Consider the following 18,333-nt stretch of genomic DNA (forward strand, 5'->3'; position numbering starts at 1 on the left):
TCGGGCATTATCTGAACATAAAACACTATCAGTAAGTTGGAGTCATTACCTATAAAGCGCAGGAGTCCCCTTTGCGCGTTCAGCAGCGATCAGCGCAGCGCGTAACAGATTGGCAGCCGACGTCATTTCACGGAAATACTCCTGCGATTCACGCGTCTGAACTTCGCCTGACGCGGCGTAACGCACCTTTGGCCAGTCCGCAAAGTCTAGCAGCGGAAGGATCCCATCTTCTTTTGGCAAGTGTGCTGAGAGCAGCTCTTCGGCGTTACCCGGATTGCTTTGGGCGAAAGCCAAAAGATGCAGTCGATGGATGAAAGGCGATAGCGCTTCTGAGCTTTCCTTTTCTGCTGAAAGTAACGTTATCAACTCATGCACATTTGCCTGGACGCTAAATTTATGAGGCGAGATGATATTCATTACAGGGAATAAAACATCGAGTGTCATAGGTGCTCCATACAGGCTTGGTAATATTTATTTTTTCTATCCCAGGGGTGAATGGATGGTATTTCAGTTGCGTCACTTTATAAAAACGATAAATAGTGGGAATTAATGTGAGTTTTACTCAATGTTGCGCTTTGAAGTGCGAGCATGCACCTCCTCACGTTGCAGCGTTTTGTTTCACAAACGCCATCGCTCATCGACCGTCCAGAATGGTATAACGTCGTGCGGCAATCGGGTTGCCGCCCGCTGACTCTATTCACAAAGGTGTATATGAAACAAATTACGTTCAGTGACCTGCTGCAACAAAGCGAGCAGGCTGCCAATTCTCCTCGCTTACGCGCGCACCGCAATTTACATCCCGAGCTGAGCGACCCGGTACAGCGCCTGGCTATCGCGATGGAGCCTGGTACCTATGTTCGCCCTCATCGCCACCCGCACACGTTTGAACTGCTGACGGCTCTGAGCGGTCGCTTTCTGGTGTTGAATTTTGATGACAGCGGTAACGTGACCCAGCGCGTGGTGTTAGGTGAAGACTGCAAAGTGCTGGAGATGGATGCCGGTACCTGGCATGCCGTGCTGTCGCTGGATAAAGGCGGCGTCATTTTCGAGGTAAAACACGGCGGCTATCAGCCTGTTCCGGAGCACGATACCGCCCCATGGTCACCGGCTGAGAACGCGCCCGGTAGTGCGGAGCTGATGAAATGGTACGCCCAGGCGCAGGTGGGTGACGGAGGTTTTACCCTGTAATTTTCTCTACTTTTCCCGACGCGCGGAAAGGCGCGCCGGGATAGAAAGAGACGATCCCGCTAACTCAACTGACCGTATTAAAATGCCAGCCGCTAGCAGTCGACAGCATCACGAACGGGCCGGCCAGCGTGCTGTTGTGATGCGCAATGATGTCAGTGGCGGATAAATGTGCGTTATCCATTGTGGTATGCGCATCTGAAATCAATATCGTCCTGAAGCCCAGCTCCGGCGCGGCCCGGCAGGTGGTGTCGACACAAAATTCTGTTTTCATCCCGGCAATGACCAGCTGTTTGATGCCTCTCTGATTAAGCTCACGCAGCAATTCGGTATCCCGAAAACAGTTGGGATGGCGCTTGGTGAAAACAACATCCTGCTCCTTCACGTCCAGCTCGGGTATCAGCTGCGTTAACGGCCCCTTCTCTGAGAAGGGGGAGTCGTCTGGTCCAACATGGCGGGCAAAAAAGACGGGTACCTGAGCGTGGCGCGCGTGGGCTATTAACAAACGGATATTTGCCAGAACGGCATCGGCGGAACAGGGTGAGACCGGGCCCCGGAAGAGGCCCTGCTGCATGTCGATAATTAAGAGAGCATTGTCAGAAATCATTTTCTTTCTCCATTCAGAGGGCGGTGAACGGAGAGGTATTTCCCCGTCCAGGCTGACGGGGATTGAGGTTCTGTTTGTCAGTAGTTCGCTACAGATACGCCCACGCCGCCGAAGGTGCCGGTGGTGGTGAGGGTGGTTGTTGGCTGAACTGACTGATACATGGAATGACCTTTGTTTATTCATTCCGCTATATGCGGAATTATCACGTTAGTTATAGCGTTGCTTAACTCATTGCTTCAAGACACCAACTTGAGTAGGGGTAAGATCAAGCGGCAGGAAGCTGTCAGCAAAGGCTCGTAACCTGCTGTGCACGCCTTTGCTGACTGAATAGCCGGGATTATTTAAGGTCCTCTAGCCCCTTCAGGAACTCCTCCACCTGCTCAGGCGTCGCCGCGTCTGCCTGGTAAAGAATATCGAGCTTAACGTTCTTCAGCCCGCAGAAGCCAAACACGCCTTCGATTATCTGCGTCTGAATCGCCGTCGAATAGCCGTGTTTGTCGAATCCGGTGAGATCGCTGCCGCCGGTGGCAATCAGGCGGACGGGAACATCGCGTAAGCTGCCCACGATCCGGCCATCGTCGGCCACCTTATACGCCCAGTTCAGGGTTAATACGCGATCGAACCAGCCTTTCAACAGCGCGGGGACCGACCACCAGTACACGGGGAAAACAAACACCAGCATATCCGCTCGCTCGACGCGCTGCTGCTCGCGCAGAATATCTTCAGGAAGGGCGCTCGGATCGCCGTGATACAAATCGAGATCGGCGCGGGTCATCGCCGGATTAAACCCTTCAGCATGCAGATCGGCAATTTCAACCTGCGTACCTTGCTCGCGTAATTTTCCGGCAATACGGGCTGCCAGCGAATGGGATAACGAATTGTCGACAGGATGAGCCGTCACGATCAGTGCGTTATTAATGGCATTTGTAGCAGACATAGCGACCTCGAATGGGTGAGAATTGACGCCTATATTACTATTGGTAACTTAGGTGTCAATCCGCCCCCAGCGATCATTTTGTGCTATTCACGTAGGTCTCCAGCACGCCGGTCATGGCGCCGCTGAGCGTATCTTCCGCCACGTTCCGGGCGAGCACGCCGTTGCCAGCGGCAGTACTGAGCGCCTCCGCGGCGCCAATAATGGCCGTCAGTACCGCTTCTCCCTGAACGCCTTTCAGCGCGACAAACGGGGAAAGCGCGGTACGCAGGCAGTCGGCACATTCGGCCACGCATGCTTCACGAAACGTCTGCAACGCGTGGGATCCGGACAGCGCGGCAGCAATCGGCCCGGTCTCAGGCCCGGCGCTAATGGCGCAGTCGATATAGGCGGCGCTGAAAAAGCGGATCGTCTTCTCCAGCGTTTTGCTGTCGACCGCCAGCGTCTCGCGGAATTTCGCCAGCTGCCGGTCGCTATAGTCCTGGTACAGCGCCATCAGCAGCCCTTCACGATCGCCAAAGTGATCGTAGGGGATAGGCTTGGTCACGTTGGCTCGTTCGGCCAGGTAGCCAAGGGTCAGCGCCTCCGTACCTTGCTGACGAACGATTCCGCGCGCAACCTCCAGCAGCTGCACGCGGCGGTCCTCTTTTCTTAAGCGCTTAACAACCATGCTTTCCTCAGAAGTGTTATCTACTCATGGTAGTTTACACGTTTTCTGCACGGTGCTGCACTCGTTGTTCCGCAGGACGGATCCGGAACCAGATCGCATACATCGCGGGCAGGAAGACGAGGGTGACGATCGTCCCGCCCAGCGTGCCGCCTATCAGCGTGTAAGCCAGCGTGCCCCAGAACACCGAATGCGTCAGGGGAATGAACGCCAGCACGGCGGCTATGGCGGTCAGAAGGACCGGGCGCGCGCGCTGGACCGTCGCTTCAATCACCGCCTGGAACGGCTCGAGACCGTCCTTCTGGTTATGATCGATTTGACCGATCAGGATCAGCGTATTGCGCATAAGAATGCCGGAAAGGGCGATCAAGCCGACCAGCGCGTTGATGCCAAACGGCTGATTGAAAATCAACAGCACGGGCACTACGCCAATCAGCCCCAGCGGCGCGGTTAAGAACACCATCACCATCGCCGAGATTGAGCGCACCTGCAAAATGATGATCAGCAGCGTCAGGGCAATCATGATCGGGAACAGCGGAATCATTGCCTGCATGGCTTTACCCGATTCCTCAATCGAACCCGCCATGTCTATTCGGTACCCGGGCGGCAGCGCATCAACAATCGGCTGGAGCTGCTTCATGACGGCGACCGACACATCCGGTGGCTGAAGATTGTTAGCGATGTCGCCCCGCACGGTAATCGTCGGGGTGCGATCGCGGCGGCGCAGGATCGGATCTTCCATACCGATCTCAATCTTGCCAATTTGCGACAGCGGAACGCGCTGTCCCGCATTGCCGACAAGGGTGAAACCCTCGATTTTTGCCGGATCGAGACGGATGTCTCCCGCCGCGCGGCCAATAACCTCAACCGAGCGAATATCTTCCCGCACGGAGGTGACGGGCACGCCTGAGAGCAGAAACTGAAGCTGATCGGCAACGGCACTGGAGGTCAAGCCGGTCGCCTGCAGGCGGTTTTGATCGAGGGTGAAATGCAGGACAGGAACGCGTGAGCCCCAGTCGGTGTTGACGGTTCTCATCATCGGGCTTGCCTGGAGCACGGCTTTCACCCTGCCAGCGATGTCATGCACCTGTTCGACATCCGGCCCCGACACGCGCCAGGCAACCGGGAAGGGCGAGTACGGGCCAAACACCAGCTGCGTTACCCGTACGCGGGCTTCGGGGGCAAGGCCGTTGGCGACAGCTTCTCTCAGCCGGAGCTTGAGCGCCTCGCGCGACGTCTCGCTGTCCGTCAGGATCACGATTTTCGCAAAAGACGGATCGGGCAGTTCAGGCGCCATCGCCAGATAAAAACGGGGCGAACCCTGACCAATATAGGCCGTGACAATTTTGGCTTCGGGCTGCTGGCCCAGCCACGCTTCGATTTTTGCGGTTGCGGCGCTGGTTTGCTCAATCGAGGTACCGTATGGCATCTGCACCTCAACCAGTACTTCCGGGCGATCGGAGGTCGGGAAGAATTGTTTTTTAACCAGCCCCATACCGAGCACGGCAAGAATGAAAATGGCGACCACCGACCCGGCTACCCGCCATTTTCTGGCGATAACGCGGGCAAGCAGCTGGCGAAAACGGTTATAGCGAGGCGTGTTATAGATGGCGGCATGACCCCCTTCTACTTTAGGGATCGCCGGCAGGATCTTCACCCCAAGATAGGGCGTGAACACCACCGCGACAAACCACGATGCAATCAGGGCGAGGCCGACAATCCAGAACATATTGCTGGTGTATTCCCCTGCGGTCGACTGGGCAAAGCCATTCGGCATAAAGCCAATGGCCGTCACCAGGGTACCGGCCAGCATGGGCGCAGCGGTATGGCTCCAGGCGAAGGCCGAGGCTTTGATTCTGTCGTAACCTTCCTCCATTTTCACCACCATCATTTCGATGGCGATGATGGCATCATCAACCAGCAGGCCGAGGGCGAGGATCAGGGAGCCCAGCGTAACGCGGTCAAAGTTTATCCCCGCGGCTTCCATCACTACGAATACGACCGCCAGCGTCAGCGGGACCGCCGCCGCAACGACAACACCCACGCGCCAGCCCATGCTGATAAAACACACCACCATGACCACAAGCAGGGCGACGAAGAATTTGATCATGAACTCATCGACCGACGAGCGAATATTCACGGACTGGTCGGTGACCTTGGTCAGGGACATGCCCAGCGGCAGGCTGTCATTTATTTTCGCCGTTTCCGCATCCAGCGCTTTTCCCAGCGCCAGACCGTTCCAGCCTTCACGCATCACGATGCCCAGCAGAAGGGTGGGCTCATGCTGATTGCGTATCAGCATCGTCGGGGGATCTTCGTAGCCTCGCTCAACCGTTGCCACATCGGACAGCTTGAGCGTTTTGCCCTGAGCCACAAAAGGCGTATCGCGGATTTTCTGAAGTTCATCGAACGCGCCGTCCAGGCGGATAAAAATCTGCGCGCCTCGGGTCTCAATGGAGCCCGCCGCGGCTAACGCGTTCTGGCTGTTGAGGGCGTTGAAAATATCCTGGGGTGAGAGCCCTATCGTCGCCAGACGGTCGTGGGAGAAGGAGATGTAAATCCGCTCGGCCTGTTCGCCGATAATGTTCACTTTCTTCACGCCGGGAACGTGCAGAAGCTGCTGGCGCAGGCCTTCGGCATCGCGTACCAGCTGCCGCTGCGGTTCGCCTTTCGCTTTCAGAGCAAAGAGGGCAAAGGTGACATCCGAGAATTCGTCATTGATCATCGGGCCGATGACGCCCGCCGGAAGACGCTGCGATTCATCTCCAAGCTTCTTACGCGCCTGATAGAACTCCTCCTGCACTTCGGCTGGCGGGGTCTTGTCCTGCAATGACAACGTGATAAACGCCATGCCGGGACGGGTATAGGTTTCGGTACGGTCATACCATTTGAGTTCCTGCAGGCGTTTTTCCAGCGGTTCGGCGACCTGATCCTGAATTTCCTGCGCGGTGGCGCCCGGCCAGACGGTTATCACCGTCATTTGCTTTACCGTGAAGGGCGGATCTTCCGCGCGTCCGAGCCCAAAGAAGGCGTAAATTCCGGCAATCGTAACCAGAACGATCAGAAACAGCGTAATGGAACGTTCGCGGACGGCCAGCGCCGACAGGTTGAAGCGGCTTCCGCTCATGGCGTATTCTCCGCCAGGGCGGCATTGCGTTGCTCGGCAAGCCTGACGACCTCACCTTCGTGCAGAAGATGGGCACCTAACGCAACAATCTTCTCACCGGGCTTCACGCCGCCCGTGACCTGCGCCGCATCTTCACCCACGCTCAGCACCCTGACGGGCGTCCATGCGACCTTTGCCGGCTGGGCGGAAATGCGCCAGACGCCGGGACCTTTTCCTGCATCATAGAGTGAAGCCAGCGGGACCTGCATGACCTGACCTTCCGCTTTATTGTCCTGAATGTTCAGCGTGACGGTCGCCCCCAGCGGCGCGTTCGCCAGCAGGCCATCCAGCACGTAGCGGGCTTCATACGTGCGGGTCGCGGCATCGGCCGAGTCAGACAGCAGGCGCAGCGTTGCGGTGACAGGATGTTTTTCATTGCCATACAGCGTGGCCTGCGCTTCGCTGCCGACGGCAGGACGCAGCGTTTCCGGAAGCTGGACGAGCGCTTCACGCTGTCCCGCTCTGGCGAGCCTGATCGCCACCTGTCCGGCGCTGACGACCTGACCCGGCTCGGCGAGCGTCTCCATGACCACGCCGTCTGAATCCGCCAGCAGTACGGCATAGCCCGTGGCGTTTTGCGCCACGCTGGCCTGCGCCCGGGCGGCGCTGAGATCGGCCCTGGCCGTGTCGGCCGCCGCTTTGATCTGGTCATACTCCGAGGCAGACACCGCGCCGGACGCCACAAGTCCACGATAGCGCGCCTCATCGCTGGTGGCTTTGCGCGCGCGCGCCTGAGCCGCATCCACCGCGCGCTGCTGCGCCTGAGCCTGTAATTTCAGGTCAAACGGATCCAGGCGCAGCAGGGGCTGGCCCTGTTTGACGGTCTGCCCCGTGTCGACCAGCCGCTCAAGGATTTTTCCCTGGACTCTGAAACCTAAATCGCTTTGCGTTCTTGCGACCACCACGCCCGTGAAGGCGCGGGCGCTATTGTTCGCAAGCTCGACGGAGGCGGATCTGACAAGCGGTGGCTTTGTGCGCGGATCGTCACTCGCGGAAATATCGCCGCACGCCACCAGGGCAAACGGCAGGAGACAAACGGCAACGCGGGCTGAAGTGAGCCTGAGCATGGGAAACCTTTTTGACGTAACAGGACGGTATCCGCATTCTCTGACTAGTGACCAAAATTGTCAATGGTCACAAATTAGGGGGCCAGGCTTCTTAAAATCAGTGAAGAGAGTAGCACGGCTGCCGTGGGGGCCATTTCGAGGTTGTACTGCAGCTGAACGGGGTTAATGTAAGGACACATCACCATGTAGACGGCAAATGTGACCTCATCCAGCGGCGTTTTTCTTTCAAACTCGCCGGCCTGCCTGCCTTCGATAATGATGCTCTCGATCAGCTTCATCAGACTTTCACTATATTTTTGGGTTGACGGCCACTGCTCCTGCGCGGCGACGGCGGCGATGTCGTATAGCTTGCGGTCGTGGAAAAACAGCTCGCTTCCCGCCTCGGTGAGCGCTTTGAAAAGGCGGCGTAATTTTTCGCTTGCTGACGGCGCATCCTCGATGGCGGAAAGCACTGCCGCCATGATCAGCTCCAGGCGGTTAGCGCAGATCACCTCGCCGATAGCCTGTTTGGAATCGAAAAACTTATAGATGTAGGACTTTGAAAAACCAATAGATTTAGCCAGTTCGGCGACGGTGGTTTTTTCATAGCCGTAGTGACCGAAGTGCTCAAAAGCCGCTTCGACGATTTGCTCTCTGACAGCGTGGTCAAGGGGACCACGTGCTGATGGGGGATTAATATTTTTAGTCATTATTTAAGCTTAGCGTGACGGGCTTCGATTAACAACGAGTGACCATTTTGAGATTTGGTTACCGTCATTCATCATGAAACGTTCAGACGGGACGATCAACCAGATGCGGTAAGTGTATCACTGTTTTTCGTGCACTATGGCATCTATCTGTCTGCGATAAGCGAGGATTTCAGCGCAACTCCCTTGCGCTGAACAGAGCCGTTTTTGCTTAAGCCGAGCGCGGGCGCAATATTTTTTCAACGATAAGCACCAGACGCCTGCGCGTCACGAACCGGTGTAGCTGCCCCAGAAGCCAGTTACCGCATCCGGTAATCAGGTAGCTACGGTTACTCTCCATGGCCTTCAACGCCAGGGTGACCACCTTGTGAGCGGGCATTCGTTTACCTACCGAGGCTTCCTCAGCATTCACCACATCAAAAAAGGCCGTATCCGTTGCGCCGGGGCAAAGCGCCAGGACGCGGATGCCCTTTGAGCGATATTCTCCCCACAGCGCGTTCGAAAACGAGAGCAGAAAGGCTTTGGTTGCGCCATAAATCGCCATATAGGGATCCGGTTGCATCGCGGCCGTTGAGGCAACGTTAATAATCACCCCGGAGCCCTGCTGCAGCATTCCCGGCAGCAGGGCGTGAGTCAGCTCCACGGGGGCCATGCAGTTTACGTTAATCTCATCACGCTGCCTGTCGATTGACAGCTTTTCGAATGGCCCGTAGGTGGCGAACCCGGCGCAATTAATCAGAATGTCTGGGACGCGTCTTAAGGTTTCAAGCCGTTCCACAATATGGGGAATGGCTTCCGGCTTCACTAAATCCTGCACGATAATCGTGATGGAGGCGCCGTGCTTTCTGACCAACTCTGCGGCAAGCGCCTACAGCTTTGGCTCGCTGCGGGCGACGAGGATCAAGGCCACGCCTCGGGCGGCGAGCTGCCTGGCAAAATCACGGCCTATGCCCGAAGATGCTCCGGTAATCAGCGCTGTTTTTCCTGTATAATCAAAAGAATTCATATCTTTAATCCCGTTTCCCTAATGTATGACGCACAGGATAAACCGTGCACTTAGGTACACGGTCAAGCGTGATTTTTCCAGGGGGAGGGCGACGCGATGCGAATTGGTGAACTGTGTGCGAAAACGGGATTGTCGAAAGAGACGGTGCGTTACTATGAGCGACAGGGGCTATTAGAGAATATCCCGCAGCCCAATCGCAGCAATAACTACAAAGTTTATTCCGCCGTCGATTTACAGCGTTTAAACATGATCAAGCATGCCAAAATGCTGGGCTTTACCTTAGCCGAAATTGCTGAGGTTTTAGCTGTCTGGGTTGACGACAAATTTACCGCTGAGCAAAAACAGGCTTCTCTGCGCCGCAAGCTGCAGCAGCTTGAAGAGAAAGAAGCGGCGTTAATTGAACTCAGAGCCAGGTTGAAAAACGCCCTAAATAAGGTCGGCCAGCCTTGCGTCGACACGTTTTGATCGCCGGGTGAGAGGAGGCCGCAAAACCGATGCGGCCTTATCTGTCAGGCAGCCAGTTCAGGCATCTGTTCCTTCACGAAATTCAATACTTTCCTCGCGTCGAGAGAGGCATAGGGCACGCTCTCAATAATGGCGAGTGAACGCGTATTGCCCACCGTTTCTTTTATCTCATCGAGTTTGTACTGAATGTGCGGCGCGATGAGGAAACCATCGAAAGCGGGAGCGACGCTGGGGAAGTTATCCAGCCCAACAGCGCTAATCATCAGCGGATAGCCTTCGCGTTCTGCCAGAGACTGCATCTTTTTGGCGAGAGAGTTTGCGGTATTACCAAACAAACAACAGATCAGAAGCTTTTTCATATTTTTTACCTCCTGAAAACCGCACACAGAGTAGTCCTGAGGTTGTCAGCGAAATGCGCGCCATCTCTTATTTTGGCGAGAAATTAACCGCAGATGCCTGACGCGATTTAATTTTACTGCTTTTTTAGCCAGTCGAGAAAAAACTGGCTAAAAGCCGTGACCTGAAGCGGCTGCAGTTTGCGCTGGGGGTAAACAAGCTGCAGGCCGACATCTTTGCGATCGTATCGGCTAAAGCCGGTGAAGCTGTCGGCAAACAGTACAGTGAGCCTTCCGGTTTCAACATCGTCTTTGACGTCCCACCACGATTTCCCCGCGATGCCAGCTCCGCTGAGTGCCCACTGGCGAAGTAAAGCCCCGTCGTCGCACACCATGGCTGGCTCTACGCGAACGACGCTTTCCTCGCCATCTTTTTCAAAGCGCCATTCGTTCATCACCACGCCCTGAGACTCAAGCGCCAGGCACCGGTGCTGAGCTAAATCGGCAAACGTGGCGGGGATGCCGCGTTCGTTAAGATACTCCCCGGAGGCGACCAGCACCCGATGGTTCGGGCGGATGTTTCTGACGACAAGGCTGCTGTCCGGCAGGTTGCCAAAACGCACGCTCATATCCAGCCGGTTAGCGACCAGGTCCTCAACGTGTTCTCTTAACGAGATGAAAAATTTAACGTCGGGATGGCGTCGTGAGAATTCCACGACGGCGGGGCTAAGATACTGTCTGCCAAAGTCCGAGGGCGCAGAAAGGCGAATGTTGCCGCTGAGCACGCCTTCCTTTTGCGCCAGTAACGACTCGGCGTGATGCACTTCTTCCAGCACGCGCAGCGCGGCATGGTAAAACTCTTCCCCGGCGCGGGTCAGCGCGATCGATCGCGTTGAGCGGTGAAACAGGCGCGTCTGGTAACGCTCCTCAATCGCCTTCAGCCTGGCCGTCATGGTGGCGGGAGAAAGCGACAGGCGTCGCCCGGCGGCAGAAAGACCCCCGGCCTCGGCAACTTCCACCAGTAACGCCATGTCTTCGAGTTTACCCATTATTCATATTTTCCGAAAAGTGCATCTGCTTTTAGCGTAATTATCAAAACCAGATGCCGCCTGTAAAGTGATTTCATCCAAACCATAAGGGATGAAAACATGCAACGTATCTCACTTTTTGAACGCTACAGGCTGGGTCAGCAGGACCTGAAAAACCGTATCGTTATGGCGCCGATGACCCGCGCGCGCTCCCTACAGCCGGGAAATATTCCCTCGGCGCTGATGGCGGAGTATTACCGGCAGCGGGCCAGCGCCGGATTAATTATCACGGAAGCCACCCAGATTTCGCCTCAGGGACAGGGATACTCATGGACGCCCGGCATCCATTCGTCTGAGCAGGTTTCAGGATGGCAGCTCACGACGGGCGCCGTGCATCAGGCGGGCGGGGTGATTTTTTCGCAGCTCTGGCACGTCGGGCGAATGTCGCACGCCAGTTTTCATCAGGATGGTCAGCCCGTCGCCCCGTCAGCACTGGCGCCGGACGCGCAGGTGTGGGTGGTGAACGAAAAGGGCGAAGGCCAAATGGTTGACTGCCCGCAGCCGAGAACCCTCTCGCGTAAGGACATTCACAGCATCATCGCGGACTATCGTCAGGCGGCACTGAATGCCGTTCAGGCCGGGTTCGACGGCGTGGAGGTTCACGGCGGAAACGGCTATCTGATCGACCAGTTTCTGCGTCAAACCTCCAACAAACGCACGGACGAGTACGGCGGCACGCTGGCGAACCGGATCCGCTTTGCTCAGGAGGTGCTAAGCGCCATTGCCGAGGCCATTGGCCGCGAGCGTACGGGCATTCGCCTTTCCCCGTTTATTACCCAGCGCGGGATGAACGATCCGCAGGTGACTGAAGCCATACTCGCTCTCGCGGCCTGGTGTGAACAAAAAGGGATTGCGTTCATCCACCTGGCGGAAGCCGACTGGGACGATGCGCCGCAGGTACCTGAGCAGTTCCGGCAATCGCTTCGCGAGACCTTTAGCGGAACCCTTATTGTCGCGGGGAACTATGACCTTCAAAAAGCGGAAAAGATCCTTGCTGCCGGCTATGCCGATTTGATTGCCTTCGGACGGCCGTTTATTGCCAACCCGGATTTACCCCACCGGCTGGCGCACCAGCTGCCTCTGGCCCAGGTCCGCGACCCCGCTACGCTGTTTGGCGGCACCGCGACTGGATATACCGATTACCCCATTTACACCCAGCAGGAGGAAACGTTATGACCCGTAAAACCTTAATTATCGGCGGCGCTTCCGGCATCGGTTTCGCCGTGGGCAGCCTGCTTGCCGGGCGCGGCGAGGAGATTATTCTTGCGGGCCGCGACGGCGCGAAGCTGGACGCTGCGCGGCAACGGCTGAGCGCCCACGCCGCGTCTGTTCATACCTTCGTGCTGGATATCAGCCGTGAGGCAGAGCTTGTCGCACTCGGTGAAACGCTGGGTGAGGTCAATAATATTGTCGTTACGGCGGGTTCACAGGCTCCGGGAGGGCTTCTTTCCGGGCTGGATCTCCGCGCGGCAAGGCTGGCCTTTGATACAAAATTCTGGGGAAGCATCAATGTTGCCCGCTATCTCGGCGGGAACATCGCCCCCCGCGGTACGCTGACGTTCACCAGCGGGTTCGTGGCGCGTCGCACCGTGGCGGGCGCCATTGTTAAAACGACGATGAATGCCGCCATTGAGGCCGCGACAAAAGTGCTGGCGAAAGAGCTTTCACCGCTGCGCGTCAACGTCGTGAGTCCGGGGCTGACCGACACGGAAGCGTACGCGGGCATGGACGCCGCCGCGCGGGAAAAAATGCTCGCTGGCGCGGCGGAAACCCTGCCGGCCAAAGCCTGGGGAAGGGCGGAGGACATCGCTCAAGGGTATCTTTTCGCCATTGATAATCCCTTTGTCACGGGGTCGGTCATTGATATTGAGGGCGGGGCGTTAATTAACTGACCCTCTCTGATTTGAACCGCAGGAAATCGACTGCGGGTAATGTAATACTCTATTGAGAGATATCATGAAATATACGACGTATTTTCATTCGGCTGTAGCGATGGTTATTTTTGCAGGTCTGTCGGGCAATGCGATTTCCGCGCAGGGGGAATGGCTGCAGCCGAAGCAGCTAATTGTGGACAACAGCCTGCCGCAGGCAAAATTAAAGACGAATGAAGCCGTCGCCAGAGAATATGCTTCATTCTGGAACACGGGTAATGAAACCCTGGCGCGTAATGCCCTGGCGGCAGGCTTTATTGATAAAACGCCTCCGGAAGGGCGTAAGCAGGGGCCGGAAGGCGCTATGTTAGCTTCCCGTGCGTTTCGTGCAGCCGTGCCTGATTTACGCTGTGACGTTGAGCAAATGATTATTTCAGGCGATCGCGTGGTTTCGCATTTACATTTTCACGGCACCTTCACCGGAACATTTGGCAAGCTGAAAGGACAGGGGCAGAAAATAGATTTCATCGCCACGGATATTTATGAGATTGGTGACGGTAAGATCGTAGCTAACTGGCATATTGAGGACAACCTGACGCTGATGAAACAGCTGGGCACGCTGTAAGGTCATCACTCCGGGGCGGCCCGGAGTGATGCAAAAATCCTATAAGCCAAGATCGCTCAGCGACGGGTGATCGTCCGGGCGTCTGCCCAGCGGCCAGTGGAACAGCCGCTCAGAGGCTTTGATCGGCATATCGTTTACGCAGGCAAAGCGGCGCTTCATCAATCCGTCCGGCTCAAACTCCCAGTTTTCATTGCCGTAAGAGCGGAACCAGTTGCCGGAATCATCATGCCATTCATAGGCATAGCGCACCGCGATCCGATTCTCCGTAAATGCCCAGAGCTCTTTAATCAGACGATAGTCCAGCTCTTTTTTCCATTTCCGCTCCAGAAACGCCTGGGCTTCTTCACGGTTGGTGGCGAACTCTGCGCGGTTACGCCATTGGGTATCCAGCGTATAGGCAAGCGCGACTTTCGCCGGGTCGCGGCTGTTCCAGCCATCTTCTGCCAGTCTGACTTTTTCGATGGCGCTTTCACGAGTGAAGGGCGGTAAAGGAGGACGTGTGTTCATTGCGATTACCTCAGCGTTATATTATGTAGACAGGTCTGTCTACTTGCGGTAATCTATGCCTGTGAAATAACGCTGTCAACATTCTTTTTGAGGCTAGCCAAAAGTGAAAACAGAACCCGCAGGTAACGATACAAAAATCAGCGTCAGAGATAAGATATTACTCACGGCGCACGATCTGTTTTATTCCACGGGCTTCAGGGCGACGGGTGTGGATACGCTGATTAAAGCGTCTAAAGTGACCAAGGTGACGTTCTATCGCCATTTTCCGAGTAAGAGCTTGCTTATTCTCGCCTATTTGCACTATCGGCATGAAATATGGATTAACTGGTTTGAATCCACGCTGCGTCGACATCTCGATGAAGGCGAAATACCTGCTGATGCGATATCTGCAACGCTTTACGAATGGTTTATTTCGCCCGATTTCCACGGCTGCGCGTTTATTAACGCCAGCGCAGAGGCGAAATCGGAAGATATTGAAAGCGAGATAAAAGAGATATGCCGCAGTCATAAGTCAGAAACAAAGAAAATTATTGCCTTGCTGACGAAGAGTGCTGATGAGCGCGTCGTCAATGAAATCATGCTGCTCATTGACGGCGCAATTATTCATGCACAGATGGGCATGGATTCAGAAGCGGTAAAACATGCGTTAAAAAAGGGCCTGGAGAAACTGTCCGATCGGTGATATTCCCCGGTGCTTAATCAACTCGCGCACCGAGCCGATTAAGCATCCGCGTTACGCTGTCGGAATGGTGCCGCCATCAATCACAAATTCAGTACCGGTGATACTCGCAGCATGCGATGAAGCAAGGAAGACGATGAGGTTGGCTACCTCAATCGGTCTGGCAGGGCGTCCGAGCGGTATTCCACCTAACGCCTTCATAATAATCTGCTTACCGCCTTCGTAGTCTGTTCCTGCCTGCTTTGCCAGCCTCTCCGCCAGTGCAACTGCCGCTTCAGTTTCGATCCAGCCGGGCGCAACGCGCACCACCCGAACGCCCTTCGGTGAGACTTCCTTTGAAAGACTTTTACTGTAGGTTGAGAGGGCTGCTTTAGCCGCCCCATAACCCGTTGTTGATTCCGGTAACGGCAGCTCGCGCTGAATAGACGTCACGTGAATAATCACCCCATTTCCCTGCGCGAGCATACCGGGAAGCAGGGCGCGATCTAAGCGTACTGCAGGCAACAAATTAAGATTAAGCTCCTGCTGCCACTCTTCTTCGCCAAGCGCAGCAAAACCGCCACCGGGCGAGGTTGAACCGCCCGCAACATGGATAATCACGTCTACGCCTCCCATCTGTTCCTGAACCGCAGATGCGACAGCGGCACATCCAGCGACCGTCGTAAGGTCCGCGGCGACGAAAGTATCTGCTATATCTACGTCCGGCTCGTGGCGCGCAGTGGTGAATACCGTTGCACCGAGTTGTTTTAAAAGCCCGACGACCGCTTTCCCGAGACCTTTCGTGCCAGCGGTAACAAGCACGCGTTTGCCTTTAAAATCAATATCTAATGACATAACCTTGCACTCCCGTTATTTACAGTACAGGTATATTCAACATAGACTGAGAAATTGACAAGTACGCACGAAAAAGTGAGCTACTGAATTATGAGTAAGTTATATAGTCCGGAATCTGCCGCGAGCGGCGTGGAGCAAGTGTTACGGCTGCTGGAAGGCCGCTGGAAATTAATTATTCTTTTTCATCTTTTCGACGGAAAAGTGCAGCGCTACTCTGATTTCGAAAAACTGATCCCCGGTATTTCCCAGAAGATGCTGGCGCAGCAGCTCAGGCAACTTGAATCCGATGGTATCGTTTCGCGGATGGTCTACCCTCAAGTGCCACCGAAAGTGGAGTATCGCCTCACCGATTGGGGTCAGGCATTATGTCCGGCGCTTGATGCCATGCTGAAATGGGCAGAAAAGCGCGAGGCTTACGCAAGCCAGTAAACCCGGCGGCCAGCACGCTGCAATGGGATAGCGTTGCCCGTAACCCATTTATGCAAAGGAAACGAAAAATGAGAACACAGAAGCGATGCCTTGGCTGCGTGGCTGTTGTGGTTGATGACTACGATCGTGCCATTGAATACTACACAGATAAGCTGGGTTTTACCCTCGTAGAAGATACGCCGCAACCGGGTAAACGCTGGGTGGTCGTCTCACCCAACCCGGAAAGCGACTGCAATATTTTGCTGGCTCGCGCCTCTAACGAGAGGCAGGAAAGCTTTATCGGCAATCAATGCGGCGGCAGAGTTTTCCTCTTCCTTCAGACGGACGATTTTTGGCGCGATTACCGTACCATGAAAGACAAAGGCGTTCATTTCTGCGAAGAACCTCGTGAGGAAGAGTACGGTACGGTGGTGGTGTTTGAAGATATTTATGGCAACCGCTGGGACCTCTTTCAAAATGCCCAACGCGGGTGATTACCAGGGAGACTTTCCATGACTCTTCGAATTCGCCAGGCCTCCGGGGCCGATTCAACGCTTTTAAGCGAGCTGGGATACCGAATCTATCCCGCCCATTTTCAGCATCTGTGGGTGTCAGACGCAGAGATGAAGGATTTTCTCGACGGCGAGTACGCGCTTTCCGTACTTGAACAGAGTCTGAAAGAGACCGCTGTTTCCTGGTATGTTGCCGAGACCGATCGGCCAGTGGGATTCATGAAAGTGACCTGGGAAGCCCTGCTCCCGGAAACGGACAAGAAGGGGGTTCTCCTCAACAAGCTCTACCTCGATCCCGCCGAGACCGGCAAGAACTATGGCCTGGTGATGTTCAACAGCATCACCGACATGGCCCGGAGCAGGGGGAAAGACTATCTCTGGCTGGAAGTGCTTGAGCAGAATGCGGGAGCGTACCGGTTCTACCAGAAGCAGGGCATGCTCTGCGTTAATAACGTCCTTTTCGAAACCGCTTCACAGCAGAGCATTCTCAGAATTATGGGGATGTCTCTTTAGGGCGAGAGCTCTCTTCGCGCTGTGCCAGCGATAGCGCGCTGGCGCTGGCGGGATCGAACAGCGAGAGGCTCTCAATCTGATTGAGTAAAATCACCTTCCGGAATGACATGGCGCTGCGATGTTCGGAGTCGAGCGTGACGTCATGCTCCGCATACCACCTGCTGTAGTTATTCTCGATGCGAAAGTTCATCGTCTTCGCGTCTCTGTACCCGCTTAACATCGGGATCAGCACGATATTGGCCGTTTTTTCATATTCCAGCGTCGCGGTGTGGATCATGCCGACGTAAATCCGCCTCGACCGCAGCGTGACCTGCGCCAGTTCGCCTTGCTCCATACACTGATACAGCAGCTGTTCAATACCGCTCGACTGCGCCAGACGTTTGTAGAGCTTTTTCCGGCTTTCGCCGTCCAGCCTGGCGCTGCCTGCCCAGTTAGAGCGGTAGAGGCAAAACAGGATGGCAAACGCCAGCATCACGACCACCGGCGCCTGAATGCCTAAAAAGCTCCAGTTCATAAAGTCGATTTGCCAGTCGGTATATTTCGGAGAGGCAAAGTGAAAAGCGTTGTTGGCCGCAGAAAGGGCGAGCAGGAGCAGCCAGAGCAGACCGGTGGCAATCACGCCCTGCAGAACAAAAATACAGCCGTACAGCGCCACAAGAAAATAGACGTCCCAGCCAAAGGAGCGCTTGATTTTAAAGCGGGTCGACAGGTCGCGGCTGGTGTACCAGTACCCGCATACCATCAGCACCATAAATATCGCCGTTCCCATATCAGGCCCTCTTCAGCATGTTGACGTGACGCAGAAAATCCTGCCGCACCTCGTTGCTTTTGTAGTTCACCGAGGCGTTCCCGTCCTGGTCGATAATGATGCGATCGCCATCTTCGACGGCTTCAATGATTTCCTGCTGGCTCATCACCTGCAGTAAGGATTCCGGGCTGGAGAAAAGGGAGAGAAAGAAACGTTTCATGCGGGCATCCTTATGAATAAAAAGGATAAGCCTGGAAGAAGACCGGCGAGTTTGCCTTAAGGATATCCTGAAAGTTAAAGCCGGGTGGCGGTTACGCCTTACCCGGCCTACAGAATTCACTCTTTTGCCTATTACTAAGCCATTGACATATATCTAAAATAAAAAATAAATCACCACAAACTTGGACAAATAACATTAATTGTGTAAGTT

At 55.3% G+C, this 18,333-nt stretch carries 22 protein-coding genes and 1 pseudogene; 9 read left to right on the plus strand and 14 right to left on the minus strand.

Translation table 11 applies throughout. The features are described 5' to 3' along the window. Positions 1-45 precede the first annotated feature (45 nt). Positions 46-444, minus strand: coding sequence for a hypothetical protein (locus ADJ24_RS16505; RefSeq protein ID WP_048703019.1), 399 nt, complete (start codon positions 442-444; stop codon positions 46-48). 267 nt (positions 445-711) lie between these two features. Here ADJ24_RS16505 and ADJ24_RS16510 point away from each other — a divergent pair, with 267 nt between their 5' ends. Then, positions 712-1,188, plus strand: coding sequence for a WbuC family cupin fold metalloprotein (locus tag ADJ24_RS16510; protein WP_023311593.1), 477 nt, complete (start codon positions 712-714; stop codon positions 1,186-1,188). Between the two features lie 64 nt (positions 1,189-1,252). Here ADJ24_RS16510 and ADJ24_RS16515 read toward each other — a convergent pair whose 3' ends face one another. The 7 genes and pseudogenes from ADJ24_RS16515 to ADJ24_RS16545 form a co-directional block, all read right to left on the minus strand. After that, the gene (locus ADJ24_RS16515; RefSeq protein WP_023311594.1) at positions 1,253-1,792 is read right to left on the minus strand and encodes a cysteine hydrolase family protein; all 540 of its coding nucleotides are present in this window, start codon (positions 1,790-1,792) and stop codon (positions 1,253-1,255) included. A 337-nt stretch (positions 1,793-2,129) separates the two neighbouring features. Continuing rightward, complete coding sequence (locus tag ADJ24_RS16520; protein ID WP_023311595.1) at positions 2,130-2,729, minus strand: NAD(P)H-dependent oxidoreductase; 600 nt, start codon at positions 2,727-2,729, stop codon at positions 2,130-2,132. A 73-nt stretch (positions 2,730-2,802) separates the two neighbouring features. Further along, complete coding sequence (locus ADJ24_RS16525) at positions 2,803-3,396, minus strand: TetR/AcrR family transcriptional regulator (protein ID WP_023311596.1); 594 nt, start codon at positions 3,394-3,396, stop codon at positions 2,803-2,805. A 34-nt stretch (positions 3,397-3,430) separates the two neighbouring features. After that, positions 3,431-6,520 carry an efflux RND transporter permease subunit gene (locus tag ADJ24_RS16530; protein WP_048703004.1) on the minus strand — a complete coding sequence of 1,030 codons (3,090 nt, stop codon included), beginning with the start codon at positions 6,518-6,520 and terminating at the stop codon, positions 3,431-3,433. Beyond that, positions 6,517-7,626, minus strand: coding sequence for an efflux RND transporter periplasmic adaptor subunit (locus tag ADJ24_RS16535; RefSeq protein ID WP_023311598.1), 1,110 nt, complete (start codon positions 7,624-7,626; stop codon positions 6,517-6,519). The genes ADJ24_RS16530 and ADJ24_RS16535 overlap by 4 nt, the downstream gene beginning before the upstream one ends. A 74-nt stretch (positions 7,627-7,700) precedes the next feature. Further along, complete coding sequence (locus ADJ24_RS16540) at positions 7,701-8,315, minus strand: TetR/AcrR family transcriptional regulator (RefSeq protein ID WP_023311599.1); 615 nt, start codon at positions 8,313-8,315, stop codon at positions 7,701-7,703. A 208-nt stretch (positions 8,316-8,523) separates the two neighbouring features. After that, a pseudogene (locus ADJ24_RS16545) lies at positions 8,524-9,318 on the minus strand (SDR family NAD(P)-dependent oxidoreductase). Positions 9,319-9,414: 96 nt separating this feature from the next. On the opposite strand from ADJ24_RS16545, the gene ADJ24_RS16550 reads away from it, so the two are divergent. Next, the gene (locus ADJ24_RS16550) at positions 9,415-9,783 is read left to right on the plus strand and encodes a MerR family transcriptional regulator (protein WP_023311602.1); all 369 of its coding nucleotides are present in this window, start codon (positions 9,415-9,417) and stop codon (positions 9,781-9,783) included. A 44-nt stretch (positions 9,784-9,827) separates the two neighbouring features. Here the strand turns inward: ADJ24_RS16550 and ADJ24_RS16555 are convergent, their stop codons facing one another. Both ADJ24_RS16555 and ADJ24_RS16560 read right to left on the minus strand, forming a co-directional pair. Then, a complete protein-coding gene (locus tag ADJ24_RS16555; protein WP_023311603.1) occupies positions 9,828-10,142 on the minus strand; it encodes a PTS sugar transporter subunit IIB in 315 nt (104 codons plus the stop codon). Between the two features lie 113 nt (positions 10,143-10,255). Continuing rightward, a complete protein-coding gene (locus ADJ24_RS16560; protein WP_023311604.1) occupies positions 10,256-11,167 on the minus strand; it encodes a LysR family transcriptional regulator in 912 nt (303 codons plus the stop codon). A gap of 99 nt (positions 11,168-11,266) precedes the next feature. Between ADJ24_RS16560 and ADJ24_RS16565 the strand changes: the two genes are divergently transcribed. The 3 genes from ADJ24_RS16565 to ADJ24_RS16575 all read left to right on the plus strand — a co-directional run bounded on the left by ADJ24_RS16565 (position 11,267) and on the right by ADJ24_RS16575 (position 13,702). Further along, complete coding sequence (locus ADJ24_RS16565) at positions 11,267-12,382, plus strand: alkene reductase (RefSeq protein WP_023311605.1); 1,116 nt, start codon at positions 11,267-11,269, stop codon at positions 12,380-12,382. Next, entirely contained in the window at positions 12,379-13,098 is a 720-nt protein-coding gene (locus ADJ24_RS16570; protein ID WP_023311606.1) for an SDR family oxidoreductase, read from the plus strand. The genes ADJ24_RS16565 and ADJ24_RS16570 overlap by 4 nt, the downstream gene beginning before the upstream one ends. 64 nt (positions 13,099-13,162) lie before the next feature. Continuing rightward, on the plus strand, positions 13,163-13,702 hold the full coding sequence (locus tag ADJ24_RS16575) for an ester cyclase (protein ID WP_023311607.1): 540 nt from the start codon (positions 13,163-13,165) through the stop codon (positions 13,700-13,702). Positions 13,703-13,741: 39 nt separating this feature from the next. On the opposite strand, the gene ADJ24_RS16580 is transcribed toward ADJ24_RS16575, so the two are convergent. Next, positions 13,742-14,209: a DUF1348 family protein gene (locus ADJ24_RS16580; RefSeq protein ID WP_023311608.1), complete on the minus strand. Its 468-nt coding sequence runs from the start codon at positions 14,207-14,209 to the stop codon at positions 13,742-13,744. Between the two features lie 103 nt (positions 14,210-14,312). Here ADJ24_RS16580 and ADJ24_RS16585 point away from each other — a divergent pair, with 103 nt between their 5' ends. Further along, a complete protein-coding gene (locus ADJ24_RS16585) occupies positions 14,313-14,891 on the plus strand; it encodes a TetR/AcrR family transcriptional regulator (RefSeq protein WP_023311609.1) in 579 nt (192 codons plus the stop codon). Positions 14,892-14,942: 51 nt separating this feature from the next. Here the strand turns inward: ADJ24_RS16585 and ADJ24_RS16590 are convergent, their stop codons facing one another. Next, positions 14,943-15,722 carry an SDR family oxidoreductase gene (locus ADJ24_RS16590; RefSeq protein WP_023311610.1) on the minus strand — a complete coding sequence of 260 codons (780 nt, stop codon included), beginning with the start codon at positions 15,720-15,722 and terminating at the stop codon, positions 14,943-14,945. Positions 15,723-15,812: 90 nt separating this feature from the next. On the opposite strand from ADJ24_RS16590, the gene ADJ24_RS16595 reads away from it, so the two are divergent. From ADJ24_RS16595 to ADJ24_RS16605, 3 genes are all read left to right on the plus strand, one after another. After that, positions 15,813-16,151, plus strand: coding sequence for a winged helix-turn-helix transcriptional regulator (locus ADJ24_RS16595; RefSeq protein ID WP_023311611.1), 339 nt, complete (start codon positions 15,813-15,815; stop codon positions 16,149-16,151). A 68-nt stretch (positions 16,152-16,219) separates the two neighbouring features. Then, entirely contained in the window at positions 16,220-16,624 is a 405-nt protein-coding gene (locus ADJ24_RS16600) for a VOC family protein (RefSeq protein WP_023311612.1), read from the plus strand. Between the two features lie 18 nt (positions 16,625-16,642). Continuing rightward, positions 16,643-17,155, plus strand: coding sequence for a GNAT family N-acetyltransferase (locus ADJ24_RS16605; protein WP_023311613.1), 513 nt, complete (start codon positions 16,643-16,645; stop codon positions 17,153-17,155). Here the strand turns inward: ADJ24_RS16605 and ADJ24_RS16610 are convergent. Both ADJ24_RS16610 and ADJ24_RS16615 read right to left on the minus strand, forming a co-directional pair. Then, positions 17,136-17,924, minus strand: a complete 789-nt coding sequence (locus ADJ24_RS16610) for a hypothetical protein (protein WP_023311614.1) — start codon at positions 17,922-17,924, stop codon at positions 17,136-17,138. The genes ADJ24_RS16605 and ADJ24_RS16610 overlap by 20 nt on opposite strands. 1 nt (position 17,925) lies before the next feature. Continuing rightward, positions 17,926-18,123, minus strand: a complete 198-nt coding sequence (locus tag ADJ24_RS16615; protein WP_023311615.1) for a hypothetical protein — start codon at positions 18,121-18,123, stop codon at positions 17,926-17,928. Between the last annotated feature and the right edge of the window lie 210 nt (positions 18,124-18,333).

The organism is Enterobacter sp. 940_PEND (assembly GCF_001059415.1).
GTDB lineage: Bacteria > Pseudomonadota > Gammaproteobacteria > Enterobacterales > Enterobacteriaceae > Enterobacter > Enterobacter cloacae_M.

Bases quoted from the DNA above. Each gene is read 5' to 3' on its own strand.
- ADJ24_RS16565 (WP_023311605.1), top strand. From the start codon at position 11,267: ATGCAACGTATCTCACTTTTTGAACGCTACAGGCTGGGTCAGCAGGAC.
- ADJ24_RS16530 (WP_048703004.1), bottom strand. From the start codon at position 6,520: ATGAGCGGAAGCCGCTTCAACCTGTCGGCGCTGGCCGTCCGCGAACGT.
- ADJ24_RS16505 (WP_048703019.1), bottom strand. From the start codon at position 444: ATGACACTCGATGTTTTATTCCCTGTAATGAATATCATCTCGCCTCAT.
- ADJ24_RS16550 (WP_023311602.1), top strand. From the start codon at position 9,415: ATGCGAATTGGTGAACTGTGTGCGAAAACGGGATTGTCGAAAGAGACG.
- ADJ24_RS16575 (WP_023311607.1), top strand. From the start codon at position 13,163: ATGAAATATACGACGTATTTTCATTCGGCTGTAGCGATGGTTATTTTT.
- ADJ24_RS16615 (WP_023311615.1), bottom strand. From the start codon at position 18,123: ATGAAACGTTTCTTTCTCTCCCTTTTCTCCAGCCCGGAATCCTTACTG.
- ADJ24_RS16580 (WP_023311608.1), bottom strand. From the start codon at position 14,209: ATGAACACACGTCCTCCTTTACCGCCCTTCACTCGTGAAAGCGCCATC.
- ADJ24_RS16555 (WP_023311603.1), bottom strand. From the start codon at position 10,142: ATGAAAAAGCTTCTGATCTGTTGTTTGTTTGGTAATACCGCAAACTCT.
- ADJ24_RS16560 (WP_023311604.1), bottom strand. From the start codon at position 11,167: ATGGGTAAACTCGAAGACATGGCGTTACTGGTGGAAGTTGCCGAGGCC.
- ADJ24_RS16610 (WP_023311614.1), bottom strand. From the start codon at position 17,924: ATGGGAACGGCGATATTTATGGTGCTGATGGTATGCGGGTACTGGTAC.
- ADJ24_RS16600 (WP_023311612.1), top strand. From the start codon at position 16,220: ATGAGAACACAGAAGCGATGCCTTGGCTGCGTGGCTGTTGTGGTTGAT.
- ADJ24_RS16520 (WP_023311595.1), bottom strand. From the start codon at position 2,729: ATGTCTGCTACAAATGCCATTAATAACGCACTGATCGTGACGGCTCAT.
- ADJ24_RS16535 (WP_023311598.1), bottom strand. From the start codon at position 7,626: ATGCTCAGGCTCACTTCAGCCCGCGTTGCCGTTTGTCTCCTGCCGTTT.
- ADJ24_RS16590 (WP_023311610.1), bottom strand. From the start codon at position 15,722: ATGTCATTAGATATTGATTTTAAAGGCAAACGCGTGCTTGTTACCGCT.
- ADJ24_RS16525 (WP_023311596.1), bottom strand. From the start codon at position 3,396: ATGGTTGTTAAGCGCTTAAGAAAAGAGGACCGCCGCGTGCAGCTGCTG.
- ADJ24_RS16540 (WP_023311599.1), bottom strand. From the start codon at position 8,315: ATGACTAAAAATATTAATCCCCCATCAGCACGTGGTCCCCTTGACCAC.
- ADJ24_RS16605 (WP_023311613.1), top strand. From the start codon at position 16,643: ATGACTCTTCGAATTCGCCAGGCCTCCGGGGCCGATTCAACGCTTTTA.
- ADJ24_RS16570 (WP_023311606.1), top strand. From the start codon at position 12,379: ATGACCCGTAAAACCTTAATTATCGGCGGCGCTTCCGGCATCGGTTTC.
- ADJ24_RS16595 (WP_023311611.1), top strand. From the start codon at position 15,813: ATGAGTAAGTTATATAGTCCGGAATCTGCCGCGAGCGGCGTGGAGCAA.
- ADJ24_RS16515 (WP_023311594.1), bottom strand. From the start codon at position 1,792: ATGATTTCTGACAATGCTCTCTTAATTATCGACATGCAGCAGGGCCTC.
- ADJ24_RS16510 (WP_023311593.1), top strand. From the start codon at position 712: ATGAAACAAATTACGTTCAGTGACCTGCTGCAACAAAGCGAGCAGGCT.